Below are 14,174 nucleotides of genomic sequence, written 5' to 3' on the forward strand. Positions count from 1 at the left end.
CCTCCCGGCGCGGGATCGATGAGGTCCGTCAGAAGAGCCCGCGGGCGGTGCCGTCGGCCTCGACCCCCATGCGCAGGGCGGCCGGCTCCTTCGGCAGCCCCGGCATGGTCATCACCGCGCCGGTGAGCGCGACGACGAAGCCCGCGCCGATCCGCGGCACGAGGTCGCGCACGTGGAGCGTGTGGCCGTCCGGGGCGCCGAGCGCGGTCGGGTCCTCGGAGAAGGAGTACTGCGTCTTCGCCATGCACACGGGGAGCGTGTCCCAGCCGTGGCGCCGCAGCATCCGCAGCTGGGCGGGGGCGCGGTCGGTCAGGAGCACCTCGCCCGCGCCGTAGACCTCGGTCGCGATCGTGCGGATCGAGGCCTCCACGCCGTCGGCGGGGTCGTAGAGCGGGCGGTAGTCCGAGCCCTCCTCGAGCACGGCGAGGACCTCCTCGGCGAGGGCGCGCCCGCCCTCGCCGCCGGAGGCCCACACCTCGGAGAGCGCCGCCCGGCATCCCTGCCCGCGGGCCCAGTCGAGCACCGCGTCGATCTCGGCCTCGGTGTCCGTGGGGAAGCGGTTCAGGGCGATGACGGGCTCCAGGCCGAAGCGCCGCAGGTTCTCGACGTGGCGGCGCAGGTTCGCGGTGCCGCGCAGAGCGGCGTCGACGTCCTCCGCGGCGAGGTCGTCCTTCGCGACGCCGCCGTGCATCTTCAGCGCCCGCACCGTCGCGACGAGCACCGCCGCGTCGGGGTGGAGGCCGCCCAGGCGGGCCTTGATGTCGAGGAACTTCTCCGCCCCGAGGTCCGAGCCGAAGCCGGCCTCGGTGACGACCACCTCGGAGAGGTCCAGGGCAAGGCGGGTCGCGGCGAGGGAGTTGCAGCCGTGGGCGATGTTCGCGAAGGGGCCGCCGTGCACGAGTGCGGGGGTGCCGCCGAGGGTCTGCACGAGGTTCGGCAGCAGCGCGTCCTTGAGCAGCAGCGTGATCGCGCCCGCGACGCCGAGGTCGCCGGCGGTGACGGGGGAGCGGTCGTAGCGGAAGCCCACGACGATCCGGGCGATTCGGCGCTCGAGGTCGGCGACGTCGGTCGCGAGGCACAGGATCGCCATGATCTCCGAGGCGACGACGATGTCGAAGCCGTCCTCGCGCGGCACGCCCTGGGTGGGGCCGCCGAGGCCGACGACGACATGGCGCAGGGCGCGGTCGTTGACGTCGACGACGCGCCGCCACTGGACCCGACGGGGATCGATGCCGAGCTCGTTGCCCTGGTGGAGGTGGTTGTCCACGAGGGCGGCGAGCGTGTTGTTCGCGATCTGGATCGCGTGGAAGTCGCCCGTGAAGTGCAGGTTGATGTTCTCCATCGGCACCACCTGGGCGTGGCCGCCGCCGGTCGCGCCGCCCTTGACGCCCATCACGGGGCCGAGCGCCGGCTCCCGCAGCGCGACCATGGTCCGCCTCCCGGCGAGGGAGAGGGCGTCGGCGAGGCCCACGGTCGTCGTCGACTTCCCCTCGCCCGCGGGGGTGGGGGACATGGCGGAGACGAGCACGAGCTTCCCGGTGCCGCCCGACGGGGTCACGCGCGAGCGGTCCACCTTCGCGATGTGGTGGCCGTGGGGGATCAGCGCCTCCTCGGGGATACCCGCGCGGGCGGCGATCTCGGCGATGGGGCGCAGCGCCGCGGCCTGGGCGATGGCGAGATCCGGGTTCTCGGACGGCATCGGTTCCTCTTTCTCGGGACGGAGGTGGTCCTGGGACGGCGGCGGCGCCGGCGGGTGGCCGGCAGTCCTCACCCTAGGGTCGTGGCGCGGGGCGCGCGGCGGCTTCGCCGGGTTCCGGCCCGGTGGTCCCGGTGGCCCCGGAGGCGGCGACGGTGTCGGGTGCGCCGCATCGCGGCGGGGACGTCTCGCACGCGGGTCTCGGGCATGGGTATGCTCGGCCCGGGCAGCTCGCTGCCCCGGGCCCCCATCGTCTAGCGGCCCAGGACACTGGCCTTTCACGCCGGCGACACGGGTTCGAATCCCGTTGGGGGTACTGCTCGCAGGACTGCGAGGGGCGTCACAGCGAAAGTGGTCATGACCCCCCGCGGAGGTCCGGTAGAGTTATCCGAGTCGAGAGGCCGCGAGGCGGAACGACGAATGGCCCTGTAGCTCAGTTGGTTAGAGCGCCGCCCTGTCACGGCGGAGGTCGCCGGTTCAAGTCCGGTCAGGGTCGCACCGCACAGAAGGCCCCGGAGCATCGCTCCGGGGCCTTCTGCATGCCCGCCGGTCCTCCGAGCGCCCGAGGGTCGCGCTCGCGCATCGGCCGAGGCCTGAGTGCCGCTCACACCCCTGTCACAGCGTGCAGGGGCAGGCGGCTCCTAGGGTTGAGGGATGAGCACCCCCGTCAACCACCGGATCCGTCTCGCCTCCCGTCCCCACGGCGTGCCCGCGCCGGAGGACTTCGTCCACGACTCCGCCCCGCTGCCCGTCCCCGGCCTGGGGGAGGCGCTGCTGCGTACCCTCCACATCTCGCTGGACCCGTACGTGCGCGGCCGCATGAGCGACGCCCGCTCCTACGCGGCCCCCATGGAGATCGGGGACGTCATCGTCGGCGCGACCGTCGCCGAGGTCGTCGCCTCGGAGGCGGAGGGCCTCGCGCCCGGCGAGATCGTCCTCGGCTACGGCGGCTGGCAGGAGTACAGCGTCGAGCCCGCCGCGACGCTGCGCCGCCTCGACCCGGCCGTCGCCCCCGTCACCACCGCCCTCGGCGTGCTCGGCATGCCCGGCTTCACCGCCTATGCGGGCCTGCGCGCCATCGGCAAGCCCCAGCAGGGCGAGACCCTCGCCGTCGCCGCCGCCGCCGGGCCCGTCGGCTCCGCCGTCGGCCAGATCGCCCGCCTGCGCGGCGCCCGAGCGATCGGCATCGCCGGCGGCGAGCGCAAGGTCGAGCACCTGCGCGGCCTCGGCTTCGACGAGGCCCTCGACCATCGCGCCCCGGACTTCCCGGGCCGCCTCGCGGCCGCCTCCCCGCGGGGCATCGACGTGTACTTCGAGAACGTGGGCGGCGCCGTGTGGGACGCCGTGCTGCCGCTGCTGAACGAGTACGCTCGCGTGCCCGTGTGCGGCCTCGCCGCCCAGTACAGCGCCACCTCGCTGCCCGAGGGGCCGGACCGCTCGGGGCAGCTGCTGGGGCAGGTGCTCTCGCGGAGCCTGACCCTGCGCGGCTTCATCCAGCGGGAGTTCCGCGAGGAGATGCAAGAGGACTTCCTGCGGGAGATGACCGCCTGGGTGCAGGACGGCTCCGTGCGCTACGCGGAGGACGTCACCCGGGGCCTGGACCGGGCGCCGGAGGCGTTCGTCGGCATGCTGCGCGGGGACAACCTCGGCAAGGCCCTCGTGACCCTCGGCTGAGGCGCGACCGGCACTCGACCGGCCGGCGCGGGGCGACCGTCGAGTCCGTGAGGGTGGTGTGCCTTACACCGGCGGCCGTCGGTTGGGAGCGGGGCGTGAGCCCTGCTAGCCTATTCCTCGGTCGCCCCGCGACCACGGCCTGACGGCCACGGCTCTGTAGCTCAGTTGGTAGAGCGTTCGACTGAAAATCGAAAGGTCACCGGATCGACGCCGGTCGGAGCCACCGCGGAAGGCCCCCTGCATCGCAGGGGCCTTCGTCGTGTCGTGGCCAGGTCATGTCCGGGCCCGATCGTGCAGGGCGGTCGTCGGGCACCGATGCCACGTCTCGGGTCGCCGTCGTCCCCCGGGGGTCCGGCCAGGGGGTCCGGTGCCGCACGAGCTCGAGGTCCTCGCGGGTCGCCGCGACCCCGTGCGCCGTCGTGTCCAGGGGGAGAGCCCGCGGCGGCCCCGGGGGTCCTGCCTCGGGACGGCCCGCGTGAGGATCGGCCGGAGGAGCACGGAGTGCCGGCCCCATCGTGCTCCCACCCGGACATGCTTCGATGACCGCATGATCGAGATCAGCCGCGCGGACTTCGAGGAGGCGGTGGACGACGCCCTCGACTCGCTGCCGGACGAGATCGCCCGCACCATCGCGGAGTCCAACGTCGTCATCCTCGTCGAGGAGGAGCCGGAGCCGCGCGGCGACGGCACCGAGCTGCTGGGCCTGTACGTGGGCATCCCCCTGGACCGTCGCAGCGTGTTCGACGGCTTCCGCGAGCCGGACCGGATCTTCGTCTACCGCGGGCCCCTGCAGCGTCACGCCCGCAGCCGCGAGGACCTCGTGCGGCAGATCGCGGTCACCGTGCTGCACGAGCTCGGGCACCTCTTCGGCCTCAGCGAGAAGCGGCTCCACGAGCTCGGCTGGGGCTGAGCCCCGGGCCGCGCCGTGACGGCTCAGTCGGGCAGGTCGACGTCGAGGTCGCTGAGCCCCGCCTCGTGGGCGATGATCGCGATCTGCACGCGGTTGGTGCAGTCGAGCTTCGAGAAGATCTTCGAGACGTGCGCCTTCACGGTCGCCTCGCTCATGAACAGGCGCATGCCGATCTGCGCGTTCGACAGCCCCGCGCCCACCGCGCCCAGGACCTCCGTCTCCCGCTCCGTGAGCTGGTCCAGCCCCGGGTGGCGGTCCTGCCGGGAGCCCGGGTTCGCCTCCGAGAAGTGCGAGAGCATCCGCTTGGTGACCGTCGGTGCGAGCATCGCCTCGCCGCCCGCGACCACGTGCACGGCGCGGGCGAGGTCCTGCGGCGGGGTGTCCTTGAGCAGGAACCCGCTCGCCCCCGCCTCGAGCGCCTGGAAGACGTACTCGTCCATGTCGAAGGTGGTGAGCATGATGATCTTCGGCGCCTCCGCGAGCGCCACGACCGCCTTCGTCGCGGCGATGCCGTCCATCTGCGGCATCCGCACGTCCATCAGCAGCACGTCGGGCCGGTGGCGGTGCACGAGGGTCACGGCCTCGGAGCCGTCCTTGCCCTCGCCCACCACCTCGATCCCGGGATCGGCGCCGAGGATCATGGCCAGCCCGGCGCGCACCAGGGAGTCGTCGTCGATCAGTCCCACGCGGGTCACGTCGCCGGCCATGGGATCACCGCCCTCACTTCGAATCGTCCGTCGTCGGTGGGGCCGGAGGTGATGGTCCCTCCTGCGTGCAGCACACGCGTCTCGATCCCGGACAGGCCCATGCGGGCGCCCGGCAGATCCGAGGTGAACCCCTGGGGAAGAACATTACTGACCTCGATGATCAGCTCGGTCCCGGGCTCGCCGATGAGCGCCACCCGGGAGTCGGTGAGCCGCGCGTGCTTGTGGATGTTCGTCAGCCCCTCCTGCACCACCCGGTAGGCGGTGCGCGCCAGGGCGTCCGGCACCGGGTCGTCGATGAAGTCGAACATCTCCACGCTGATCCCCGCCTCGCGGGAGCCGGCGACCAGGGCGCGCACGTCCTCCCAGGTGGGCTGCGGGGCGAGCGGCGCCTCCTCGCCGTCGCCGCGGAGCACGCCGAGCACCTCCCGCAGCTCGTTGAGCGCGGAGGCGGCGGTCTGCCGGATGAGCCCGGCGGAGGCCTGCACCTGCTCCCGCTCGAGGTTCGGGTTCACCTCGAGGGCGCCGGCCTGCAGGGCGACCAGGGAGATCTTGTGGGCGACGATGTCGTGCATCTCGCGGGCGATGCGGGTGCGCTCGGCCCGACGGGCCTGCTCCTCCGCGAGGCCGCGGCCGGACTCCGCCTGCTCCGCGCGCTGGCGGAGCTGCCCCAGCAGCAGGCGCCGGGTCGCGGTGTACATGCCCGTCGCGGTCGCCGCCGCGACGACGAGCACGCTCGTGAGCGCACCGGTCACCGAGAGCATCGTGTCGCCGAGGAACAGCGTGGGCATCGCGCCCGCGACCCCCGCGACGGCCGCGATGAGCACCGTGCGCAGCCGCGAGGCGCTGCGCGTCGCGTAGGCGTAGGTGCCCACGACCATCACCACGAGGGAGCCGGCCAGGGCGTTGAGGGCGAGCACGAGCGGCAGCAGCCAGGTCCAGCGGGGCCAGCGCCACAGCAGGGCGGCGCCGAGCACGAGCGTCACCGCACAGGCCAGGAGATCGGCGCGCCCGGTGCGCAGCACGAAGGTCAGCATGGTCTCGAGGAGGACGAGGAGGGCGAGGCCCACCTCCTGCCACCGGCGTCTGACCGGCATCCCCAGCTCGTCCATCCGCCCAGCCTATCGGCGCTGAGAGCGGTGCGGCGCGCCCGGCGCCCTAGGATGTGCGGGCCCGCAGGACGGTCCTCGCGACCGCCCCGACCCCCGCCCGACCCCCGCCCGACCCCCGCCCGTCCCTCGCCCGTCGACTGCGCCGGCTCGTCCCCGCCGGCGCGCAGGAGCCTCCATGAGCAGCACCCTCCCCGCGTCCCGCCGCCCCCTCGCCCGGCTCGGCGTGCTCGCCGCCGCCGCGCTCCTCGCGGTCACCGGCTGCACCCCCGGAGGGGGGTCCGACGGGGCCGACGCGTCCGACGGCGGCGCGGACCAGGGCGCCGCGAGCACCGGGACGGCCGCCGCGGAGCTCGCGGACCTGGGCACCTCCCACGCCGCGGATCTCGACGTCGACCCGGCCTCGGACCCGGCCTACGCGCAGTACTACGACCAGCAGATCGACTGGGGCGCCTGCGAGGACGTGAGCGGCTCCGTCGGGCTCGAGTGCGGCACCCTCACCGTGCCGCTCGCCTGGGACGACCCCTCCGCCGGGGACGTGGAGCTCGCCGTCGCCCGGCAGGGCGCGACCGTCGACGCGAAGGGCTCGCTCGTCGTCAACCCCGGCGGCCCCGGCGGGTCCGGGGTGGACATGGCCGCCCAGGCGGATGCGTACTTCTCCGCCGACGTCATGGCCTCCTACGACGTGGTCGGCTTCGACCCGCGCGGCGTCGCCCGCTCCCAGGGCATCGACTGCCTCACCGACGAGGACCTCGACCAGATGCGCGCCGATTCCTTCGACCTCCTCACCGAGGGCGGCGAGCGGGCGCAGCACCCGTGGGTCGAGCGCCTCGCCGAGGGCTGCGAGGACGATCCCGGCTCCGCGGAGCTGCTCCCGTACCTCGACACGGCCTCCTCGGCGCGGGACCTGGACGTGCTCCGCGCGGCCGTCGGCTCCGAGCAGCTCGACTACTTCGGCTACTCCTACGGCACCTTCCTGGGCTCGACCTACGCGGGCCTGTACCCCGAGCGTGTGGGGCGGATGGTGCTCGACGGCGCCGTGGACCCGACGCTCACCGCGGACGACTTCAGCGCCGGCCAGGCGGGCGGTTTCGAGCAGGCCACCCGCACCTTCCTCGAGGACTGCCTGAAGCAGGGAGAGGGCGAGTGCCCCTTCACCGGCGACGTCGACGCCGCCTCCCAGCAGCTCCTGGACCTGTTCGAGAAGGCCCAGTCGGACCCCCTGCCCACGGACGACCCGGATCGCCCGCTCACCGGCGCCCTCGCCCGCTCCGCCGTGCTCATGCTCATGTACGACGACAGCTCCTGGCAGTACGGCCGTGAGGGGATCGCCGCCGCGCTCGACGGAGACGGCCAGATCCTGCTGAACATCGCGGACCAGTCCGCGAGCCGCAACCGAGATGGCAGCTACAGCGGCAACGGCAACGAGGCCATCACCGCCGTGAACTGCCTGGACCGCCCGGGTCTCGCGAGCGAGGAGGAGGAGACCGCCCTCGCGCACCAGCTCGCGAAGGACGACCCGGTGTGGGGCTCCTCCTTCTCCTACGCCGCCACCACCTGCGGCTACTGGCCCGAGAAGCCGGTGCGCGAGCCCGCCCCCGTCACGACCGACGGCGCCGCCCCGATCGTCGTCATCGGCACCACCGGCGACCCGGCCACCCCCTACACGTGGGCCGAGTCCCTCGCCGACCAGCTCTCCTCGGGCGTGCTGCTGACCTTCGAGGGCAACGGGCACACCGCCTACGGCCGCTCGGGCGGCTGCATCGAGGAACAGGTGGACGCCTACCTGCTCGAGGGCACCACCCCCGCGGAGGGCACCCGCTGCTGACCCCGCGCGGCGCCGGGTGTGACCTGCGGCGGGATCCGCCCCGGCGTTTTGCGCCGGGGGCCGGGAGTCGCCTACAGTGATCCGGTCCGCCGTGATCGGCGGTGACGCCGCCTTAGCTCAGTCGGTAGAGCGATTCACTCGTAATGAATAGGTCGCCGGTTCGATTCCGGCAGGCGGCTCCACAGGTCAGGACCCGAGACGACCCCCACGGTGTGTGCGCCGTGGGGGTCGTTCGCGCTCGTCGTGTGTTCGTCTGGTCCAGGGGGTTCGCAGGGGAGACCGTGCGACGCACCCCCGGCCTCCCGGGATGCATGCAGGCCTCCACCGTCCCGTCGGGAGTGAGGGCGCCCTCGCGACGGTCAGCAGCGGCTGTGTGCGCGGCGGGTGGTGCGCGAGCGTCGACGGCGGCGTCGCACGACCGATGCCGCCACCAGGACGAGCAGTGCGACCGATATGCCGATCAGCAGGATCCAGGGGGGTTGTCGCCGGTGAGCGGCGAGGCGCCGATCGCGAAGGCGATGGCGGCGACGGCCAACGGGCACCGCGGGAGCAGCTCGGACCTCGTCGACGTGGGGTCGGGCTGATGCCTGCTCAGGTGCCGGCTGGGGTCGGGCCGCCCGGATGGCGGTCGGTCGACCGCCCGGTCGATCCCGCCCTCGCCGGAGCCGGACAGCTCGTGATGGCAGTAGCCTCGACGCCACGCGACCCCAGGAGGCCGACATGGACCGAGAGAAACTCACGCTGGCCGTCACCCAGGCCATCGACGCACGCAGCAGCGAAGGTTCGCACGACCCCGCCGACTTCGACATCGACGCGATCGTCGACGAGCTGATCCGACGGGCCCCTGAGGGCACGGTCCAGGAGCTCGACGGCGCTGACTACTGGGACATCATCGCGAAGCATCGTCGCCGACCATGATCCCGGACCCGATGGACGTCACCGACACCCGTCACGAGCAGGCCGGCCGGTGCAGGTTCTTCACCTGTGAGAACCGCGCCGTCGCCGAGGTCGAGCTGCCCTACGCCGACGGCTTCCGACGAGTTCCGCTGTGCGCGTTCCATCATGACTGGGTGCTGAAGATGGACCACGGTTCGCCGTCCTGAGCCCCACGGCCCGAACTGCCGGCGCTCGCCCGGGCGCGTCTCGGACGCCCATGGTCTCCCCGTCGACACTGACCGCAGACGCAGGGACGTGCCCCACCCTCCGTGAGGAGAGCGGAGCACGCCCCGCGAGTGCGATGAGGTTAGATCAGGAACGAGTTGCCCCTGACCAGCCTCCGCCACCGGCGACCGAGGCCCACATGGTCACCCGCGGCGAGGCCGGCCATGGCGATGAGCACCGCCGCCATGATGACGTGGTCGTCGTAGAGCGGGTTCGTCGTCATCGGAAACGCCGCCAGGTACATCAGCAGGTACATGGCCGTGCCGCTCACGGCGGCGATGCGCATGCCGATGCCAAGCAGCAGCGCGACGCCGATGCCGAGCAGGCCGAGCATGAAGAGGGCGTCGGTGAAGGGGTTCAGGCTCAGCCAGAACGTCCAGAATCCGGCGAACGGATTACCTGCCTCGATCGACCCGCCCAGGAATCCTGAGGTGGGGGAGCCGCCGTTGAGCCACGCCCTCTCCGCGGGAGTCGAGAAGCCCAGACCGAACAGCTTGTCCAGGAACGCCCACAGGAAGGTGAAGCCGAGGAGGATCCGAACGATTCCCAGTGCGGTGAAGCCCCAGGGCGACGGCTCGGTGTGGAGAGCCTGAGTGGTGGAGGCGGGGATGGTGGGGGTCGGGGATGCGGTCACAACGGACTCCTTGAGAGGTGGCCGAGGGCGGTAGCTCCGCTTCGGATACGTCGAAAGTACCGGTCAGGGCAACTCCCGACAGGGCCTTAGGGCCCGTCGAGCGCTCACGCGGCGTCCTATCCTGAGGAGGGTCCTCATGCATCGCAGGGCGAGGGCCGTGCATCCCTGCCAGCTCGGCACCCTCGCGTCCCCCCGTGCCCCGGCGGCGTCCGGGCGGTGCGTCCTCCTGACGCGGCGCGGAGCGGTGGCCGGGTGATCAGTCCCGGCCGCCCTGCTCGCGGCGGTCGGGAGGCAGGGCCACGAGGCCCAAGGTGAAGGCGCGCACCGTCAGCGCGACGCGCGACCGGCATCCGAGCTTCGCGTTCAGCGCGGTGACGTGCGACTTCACGGTGGACTCGGTGACGCCGAGCTCCTGGGCGATCTCAGCGTTCGAGCTCGCCCGGCACACGGCGGCGAGCACCTCCTGCTCGCGCTCGCTGAGGCCCAGGGCCGCGGCGGCGTCGCCGTCGGCGTCCCGGTCCTCGGGATCGGTGGGCGCTGCGGCGGCGATGTTCGCGGCGATGACCGGCGAGAGCACCGTCACCGCCTCCTGTCGGGCGGCGCGGACGGCCGCGACGATGGCCGTCGCCGTGGTCGTCTTCAGGAGGAACCCGGCGGCGCCCACGCCGAGCGCGGCGCGGGCCTGCTCCTCGGTGCCGAAGGTGGTCAGCACGAGCACGGAGGTGTGCGGTCGGCGCTCGACGATCGCCGACGTGGCGGCGATCCCGTCCATGCCCGGCAGGACGAGGTCCATGAGCACGACCTCGGGCTCGAGCTCCTCGATGCGCGCGAGGGCGGCCTCCGCGGTCTCCTCGACGGCGACGACCTCGAGGTCCTCCTCCCGGTCCAGGTAGGCCGCGAGCGCCTCCCGCACGATCGGGTCGTCGTCGCACACGAGCACCCGGGTGCGCGGGGCGGGGGAGGAGGCGCTGCGCTGCATCAGGCGGCGTCCGTGAGCGCCGGGATCGCGAGACGGGTGAGGAACATGCGGCCGTCGCGCTCCGTGTGGAGGGTGCCGCCCACCGCGGCGAGGCGCTCGGTGATGCCGGTCAGTCCGTGGCCGCCGGAGAGCGCCGAGGGCCGGTGGTCGTCCACCGCGTTCAGGACGATGATGTCGACGCCCGCTCCGAGGCCGGGCGGAGCCGTGGCGGCGCGCGGTGCGTGATCCGGGGCGTCCTCGATCTCGACGAAGATCGCGACGGGGGCCTCGCGGTCACCGTGGCGCAGCACGTTCTCCTCGATCTCCGTGAGGCAGCGGCGCACCACGGCACCCGGCCCACCCGGGATCGCCTCGGCGCCCGCGGCGTGGAGGTGCACGGTGAAGCCGTCGCCGGCGAGCCGCCCGCGCAGCGTCTCGAGGGCCTCCGCGAGCGGGGCCTCCTCGGCGACCGTGGGGGACGGGGTCCCCCGGGTGGCGACGGCGGGTGCCGTGGCGGAGGCGGGGCCGGCCTGCTCCTCGCGCAGCTCCTCGAGGAGCGAGCGCAGCTGGTCCGTGCCCTCGCGCGCGGTCGCGGAGATGCGGCGCAGGGGCGCCCGGTGCTGCTCGCCCGGCTCCCGCGGGGCGGACTCGGCGAGCATGACGACGCGGGCCATCGCCCGGACCCCGGTGTCGTGGAGCTCGCGGGCGATCGCGCGGCGCTGCTCGGCGAGCTCGAACTCGGCCCGAGCACGCTCGGCGACCTCGCGCTGCACCTGCGCCCGGCCCCAGCTGCCGCCCAGCAGGGCGGTCACCTGGAGCGTCATCCAGCCGATCGTCTGGGCGAGGACGGCGTCGAGGTGCACGCCGCGCAGCACCTCGGCCACGGCGGGCGAGGCGACGTGCCACAGCGCGACCGCGACCGCGAGACGGGGGCGGCCGTGCGCGGCGAGGGCGGCGATCGCGAGCGGGCTCGCGAGGATGCCGGTGCCGATGTGCGCGGGGCCGAGTCCCAGGGCGAGCGTGAGGACGCCGCCCGTGAGAGCCGCGGCGGTGACCGGGCGGCGCAGGGCGAGGCCGCCGGAGACGCTGAGCGCGCCGGCGACGGCGAGCGAGGCGGGGCCCATGCCGTCGGCCACGGGGAGCGTGCCGCCGAGCAGCAGGAGGGTGACGACGACCGCCGCGGCGCGGCTGTCGAGGCGCGGGAGGCTGCTCACCGCCTGCGCGTCCCGGCCGTCGGGGGAGTCCGCACCCGGCCCCGTGCGGGGGCGTGCGGAGGCCCCGACGGGTCGTAGTGTGTGCTCGATCACTCGGCAAGGGTAATGCTGATAGAAGTCTGATCGAAGTTTGTGTCTGGACTGTGGATGAACGCCGCTGTCTGGAAGATGCCCGTTTCTTGATCAAGTCCAGAGAGCTGGGTACAGTCGGGGTCATGTCCACCGCTGACCACTCCACCGCCCTGCGCGCCGCGGGACTGCGGGTGACGGCGCCACGGCTGGCCACGCTCGAGGCCGTCGAGAAGCTGCCTCACGCCGATGCCGACGCGGTCGCGCAGTCCGTGCGCTCGACCCTCGGCACCATCTCCCGTCAGGCCGTCTACGACATCCTCGGCGCCCTCACCGAGGCGGAGATCCTGCGTCGGGTGTCGGTGGGAGGCCGGAGCATGCTCTACGAGATGCACCGCCACGACAACCACCACCACCTCGTCTGCACGCGGTGCGGCCGGCTGGAGGACGTCCCGTGCGCCGTCGGCCACGCCCCCTGCCTCACCCCGCAGGAGGACCACGGCTTCGAGATCGAGGTCGCCGAGGTCGTCTACCGCGGTGTGTGCACCCGCTGTCGGAGCGAGCGCTCCGTGGACGCTCCCCCGGCCGCCGCCCCCGCAGGCGCCACCCCCCGCGGCTGAGCGCCGCCCCACAGACCTGCCCTCCGGGGCAGCCCTTCCCGACCACCGTCCGACCGAAGGAGAAGCCCATGACCCACCTGGATCCCACGGCCCACCACGATTCGTCGCTGCCCTCGACCACCGAGTCCGGCGCCCCCCGCGAGAGCGACGCCCATTCGCTCAGCGTCGGCGCCGACGGCCCCCTGCTCCTCCACGACGTCGCCCTCGTCGAGAAGCTCGCCCGCTTCGACCGCGAGCGCATCCCGGAGCGCAGCCCCCACGCGAAGGGCTCCGGCGCCTTCGGCGAGCTCGAGATCACCGAGGACCTCTCCCAGTACACGAAGGCCGGGCTCTTCCAGAAGGGCGCGAAGACCCCGATGCTGGCCCGCTTCTCCACCGTCGCCGGTGAGCTGGGCTCGCCCGACACGTGGCGGGACGTGCGCGGCTTCGCGCTGAAGTTCTACACCGGCGAGGGCAACTTCGACATCGTCGGCAACAACACCCCGATCTTCTTCCTGCGCGACCCGATGAAGTTCCCCGACTTCATCCACAGCCAGAAGCGCCTCCCGGACTCCGGCCTGCGCGACAACACCATGCAGTGGGACTTCTGGACCCTCTCCCCGGAGAGCGCCCACCAGGTCACCTACCTCATGGGCGATCGCGGCCTGCCCAAGTCCTGGCGTCACATGAACGGCTACTCCTCCCACACCTACCTGTGGGTCAACGAGGCCGGCGAGAAGTTCTGGGTCAAGTACCACTTCCTCACCGAGCAGGGCCTGGAGTTCCTCACCAACGAGGAGGCCGGCGAGCTCGCTGGCTCCGACGCGGACTACCACCGTCGCGACCTCTTCGACGCGATCGCGGGCGGCGAGTTCCCGTCCTGGCGCGTCGAGGTGCAGCTCATGCCCTACGACGAGGCGAAGGACTACCGCTTCAACCCCTTCGACCTCACGAAGACCTGGTCGAAGAAGGACTACCCGCGCATCCCGCTGGGCCGGTTCACGCTGAACCAGAACCCCACCAACCACTATGCGCAGATCGAGCAGGCCGCGTTCAGCCCCTCGAACACCGTGCCGGGCACCGGCGTCTCCCCGGACAAGATGCTGCTGGGCCGCGTCTTCTCCTACCCGGACGCGCAGCGCAACCGCCTCGGCACGAACTTCAACCAGCTGCCCGTGAACCGCCCGCTCGTGGACACGAACTCCTACGACAAGGAGGGCGCGATGGAGTTCCTGCACAGCGGTGACGCCCCGGTGTACGCGCCGAACTCCTTCGGTCGCGCCTACCAGGAGGCGCAGGGGCCCGTGGACAATGGCTGGGAGGCCGACGGCGCGCTCGTGCGCTCCGCCTACTCCCTGCACGCGGAGGACGACGACTTCGGTCAGGCGCACACCCTGATCCGCGAGGTCATGGACGAGGCCGAGCGCGGCCGTCTCGTGGAGACCGTCTCCGGTGCCCTCTCCACGGTCCAGGAGCCCGTGCTCTCGAACGCCTTCCAGTACTGGAAGAACATCGACCAGGAGGTCGGTGCGGCGATCGAGGCGGCGGTCAAGGCCGGCCTCGAGGAGCAGGTCCCCGGCGCCGATCCCGTCGACGAGTGATCTGACCTCACGGCCCG

The 14,174-nt window shown here is 72.8% G+C and carries 13 protein-coding genes and 4 tRNA genes; 11 read left to right on the forward strand and 6 right to left on the reverse strand.

Features of this window, described 5'->3' with window-relative positions; all coding sequences use genetic code 11:
* Positions 1-28: 28 nt before the first annotated feature.
* The gene (locus tag ABD080_RS08280; protein WP_343904363.1) at positions 29-1,699 is read right to left on the reverse strand and encodes a formate--tetrahydrofolate ligase; all 1,671 of its coding nucleotides are present in this window, start codon (positions 1,697-1,699) and stop codon (positions 29-31) included.
* A 240-nt stretch (positions 1,700-1,939) separates the two neighbouring features.
* On the opposite strand from ABD080_RS08280, the gene ABD080_RS08285 reads away from it, so the two are divergent.
* The 5 genes from ABD080_RS08285 (at position 1,940) to ABD080_RS08305 (ending at position 4,280) form a co-directional block, all read left to right on the forward strand.
* Positions 1,940-2,012, forward strand: a tRNA-Glu gene (locus ABD080_RS08285).
* A gap of 106 nt (positions 2,013-2,118) precedes the next feature.
* A tRNA-Asp gene (locus tag ABD080_RS08290) sits at positions 2,119-2,192 on the forward strand.
* A 158-nt stretch (positions 2,193-2,350) separates the two neighbouring features.
* Entirely contained in the window at positions 2,351-3,370 is a 1,020-nt protein-coding gene (locus ABD080_RS08295; RefSeq protein ID WP_343904364.1) for an NADP-dependent oxidoreductase, read from the forward strand.
* Positions 3,371-3,520: 150 nt separating this feature from the next.
* Positions 3,521-3,593: transfer RNA gene (locus ABD080_RS08300), tRNA-Phe, on the forward strand.
* A gap of 324 nt (positions 3,594-3,917) precedes the next feature.
* A complete protein-coding gene (locus ABD080_RS08305) occupies positions 3,918-4,280 on the forward strand; it encodes a metallopeptidase family protein (RefSeq protein ID WP_168198044.1) in 363 nt (120 codons plus the stop codon).
* Positions 4,281-4,303: 23 nt separating this feature from the next.
* Here ABD080_RS08305 and ABD080_RS08310 read toward each other — a convergent pair whose 3' ends face one another.
* Both ABD080_RS08310 and ABD080_RS08315 read right to left on the reverse strand, forming a co-directional pair.
* On the reverse strand, positions 4,304-4,987 hold the full coding sequence (locus ABD080_RS08310; protein ID WP_168198045.1) for a response regulator: 684 nt from the start codon (positions 4,985-4,987) through the stop codon (positions 4,304-4,306).
* A complete protein-coding gene (locus ABD080_RS08315; protein ID WP_343904365.1) occupies positions 4,972-6,096 on the reverse strand; it encodes a sensor histidine kinase in 1,125 nt (374 codons plus the stop codon). The genes ABD080_RS08310 and ABD080_RS08315 overlap by 16 nt, the downstream gene beginning before the upstream one ends.
* 175 nt (positions 6,097-6,271) lie before the next feature.
* On the opposite strand from ABD080_RS08315, the gene ABD080_RS08320 reads away from it, so the two are divergent.
* The 4 genes from ABD080_RS08320 to ABD080_RS08335 all read left to right on the forward strand — a co-directional run bounded on the left by ABD080_RS08320 (position 6,272) and on the right by ABD080_RS08335 (position 9,024).
* Entirely contained in the window at positions 6,272-7,921 is a 1,650-nt protein-coding gene (locus ABD080_RS08320) for an alpha/beta hydrolase (RefSeq protein WP_343904366.1), read from the forward strand.
* Between the two features lie 106 nt (positions 7,922-8,027).
* A tRNA-Thr gene (locus tag ABD080_RS08325) sits at positions 8,028-8,103 on the forward strand.
* 538 nt (positions 8,104-8,641) lie between these two features.
* A complete protein-coding gene (locus ABD080_RS08330; RefSeq protein ID WP_264451882.1) occupies positions 8,642-8,839 on the forward strand; it encodes a hypothetical protein in 198 nt (65 codons plus the stop codon).
* Between the two features lie 11 nt (positions 8,840-8,850).
* A complete protein-coding gene (locus tag ABD080_RS08335; RefSeq protein WP_168198046.1) occupies positions 8,851-9,024 on the forward strand; it encodes a hypothetical protein in 174 nt (57 codons plus the stop codon).
* Positions 9,025-9,164: 140 nt separating this feature from the next.
* Here the strand turns inward: ABD080_RS08335 and ABD080_RS08340 are convergent, their stop codons facing one another.
* From ABD080_RS08340 to ABD080_RS08350, 3 genes are all read right to left on the reverse strand, one after another.
* The gene (locus tag ABD080_RS08340) at positions 9,165-9,716 is read right to left on the reverse strand and encodes a hypothetical protein (RefSeq protein WP_137770022.1); all 552 of its coding nucleotides are present in this window, start codon (positions 9,714-9,716) and stop codon (positions 9,165-9,167) included.
* A 256-nt stretch (positions 9,717-9,972) separates the two neighbouring features.
* A complete protein-coding gene (locus ABD080_RS08345) occupies positions 9,973-10,695 on the reverse strand; it encodes a response regulator (protein ID WP_343904367.1) in 723 nt (240 codons plus the stop codon).
* Positions 10,695-11,981 (reverse strand): sensor histidine kinase, encoded by a 1,287-nt coding sequence (locus ABD080_RS08350; protein ID WP_343904368.1) that lies wholly within the window; start codon positions 11,979-11,981, stop codon positions 10,695-10,697. Before ABD080_RS08350 ends, ABD080_RS08345 begins: the two co-directional genes overlap by 1 nt.
* Before the next feature lie 122 nt (positions 11,982-12,103).
* Here ABD080_RS08350 and ABD080_RS08355 point away from each other — a divergent pair, with 122 nt between their 5' ends.
* Positions 12,104-12,577, forward strand: a complete 474-nt coding sequence (locus ABD080_RS08355) for a Fur family transcriptional regulator (protein ID WP_137770025.1) — start codon at positions 12,104-12,106, stop codon at positions 12,575-12,577.
* A gap of 68 nt (positions 12,578-12,645) precedes the next feature.
* Positions 12,646-14,157, forward strand: a complete 1,512-nt coding sequence (locus ABD080_RS08360) for a catalase (protein WP_343904369.1) — start codon at positions 12,646-12,648, stop codon at positions 14,155-14,157.
* Positions 14,158-14,174: the final 17 nt, after the last annotated feature.

It is taken from the genome of Brachybacterium rhamnosum (assembly GCF_039526185.1).
GTDB classification, from domain to species: domain Bacteria; phylum Actinomycetota; class Actinomycetes; order Actinomycetales; family Dermabacteraceae; genus Brachybacterium; species Brachybacterium rhamnosum.

Excerpts from the sequence above, each read along its gene's own strand:
- ABD080_RS08280 (WP_343904363.1), bottom strand. The coding sequence starts at position 1,699 with ATGCCGTCCGAGAACCCGGATCTCGCCATCGCCCAGGCCGCGGCGCTG.
- ABD080_RS08295 (WP_343904364.1), top strand. The coding sequence starts at position 2,351 with ATGAGCACCCCCGTCAACCACCGGATCCGTCTCGCCTCCCGTCCCCAC.
- ABD080_RS08305 (WP_168198044.1), top strand. The coding sequence starts at position 3,918 with ATGATCGAGATCAGCCGCGCGGACTTCGAGGAGGCGGTGGACGACGCC.
- ABD080_RS08310 (WP_168198045.1), bottom strand. The coding sequence starts at position 4,987 with ATGGCCGGCGACGTGACCCGCGTGGGACTGATCGACGACGACTCCCTG.
- ABD080_RS08315 (WP_343904365.1), bottom strand. The coding sequence starts at position 6,096 with ATGGACGAGCTGGGGATGCCGGTCAGACGCCGGTGGCAGGAGGTGGGC.
- ABD080_RS08320 (WP_343904366.1), top strand. The coding sequence starts at position 6,272 with ATGAGCAGCACCCTCCCCGCGTCCCGCCGCCCCCTCGCCCGGCTCGGC.
- ABD080_RS08330 (WP_264451882.1), top strand. The coding sequence starts at position 8,642 with ATGGACCGAGAGAAACTCACGCTGGCCGTCACCCAGGCCATCGACGCA.
- ABD080_RS08335 (WP_168198046.1), top strand. The coding sequence starts at position 8,851 with ATGGACGTCACCGACACCCGTCACGAGCAGGCCGGCCGGTGCAGGTTC.
- ABD080_RS08345 (WP_343904367.1), bottom strand. The coding sequence starts at position 10,695 with ATGCAGCGCAGCGCCTCCTCCCCCGCCCCGCGCACCCGGGTGCTCGTG.
- ABD080_RS08355 (WP_137770025.1), top strand. The coding sequence starts at position 12,104 with ATGTCCACCGCTGACCACTCCACCGCCCTGCGCGCCGCGGGACTGCGG.
- ABD080_RS08360 (WP_343904369.1), top strand. The coding sequence starts at position 12,646 with ATGACCCACCTGGATCCCACGGCCCACCACGATTCGTCGCTGCCCTCG.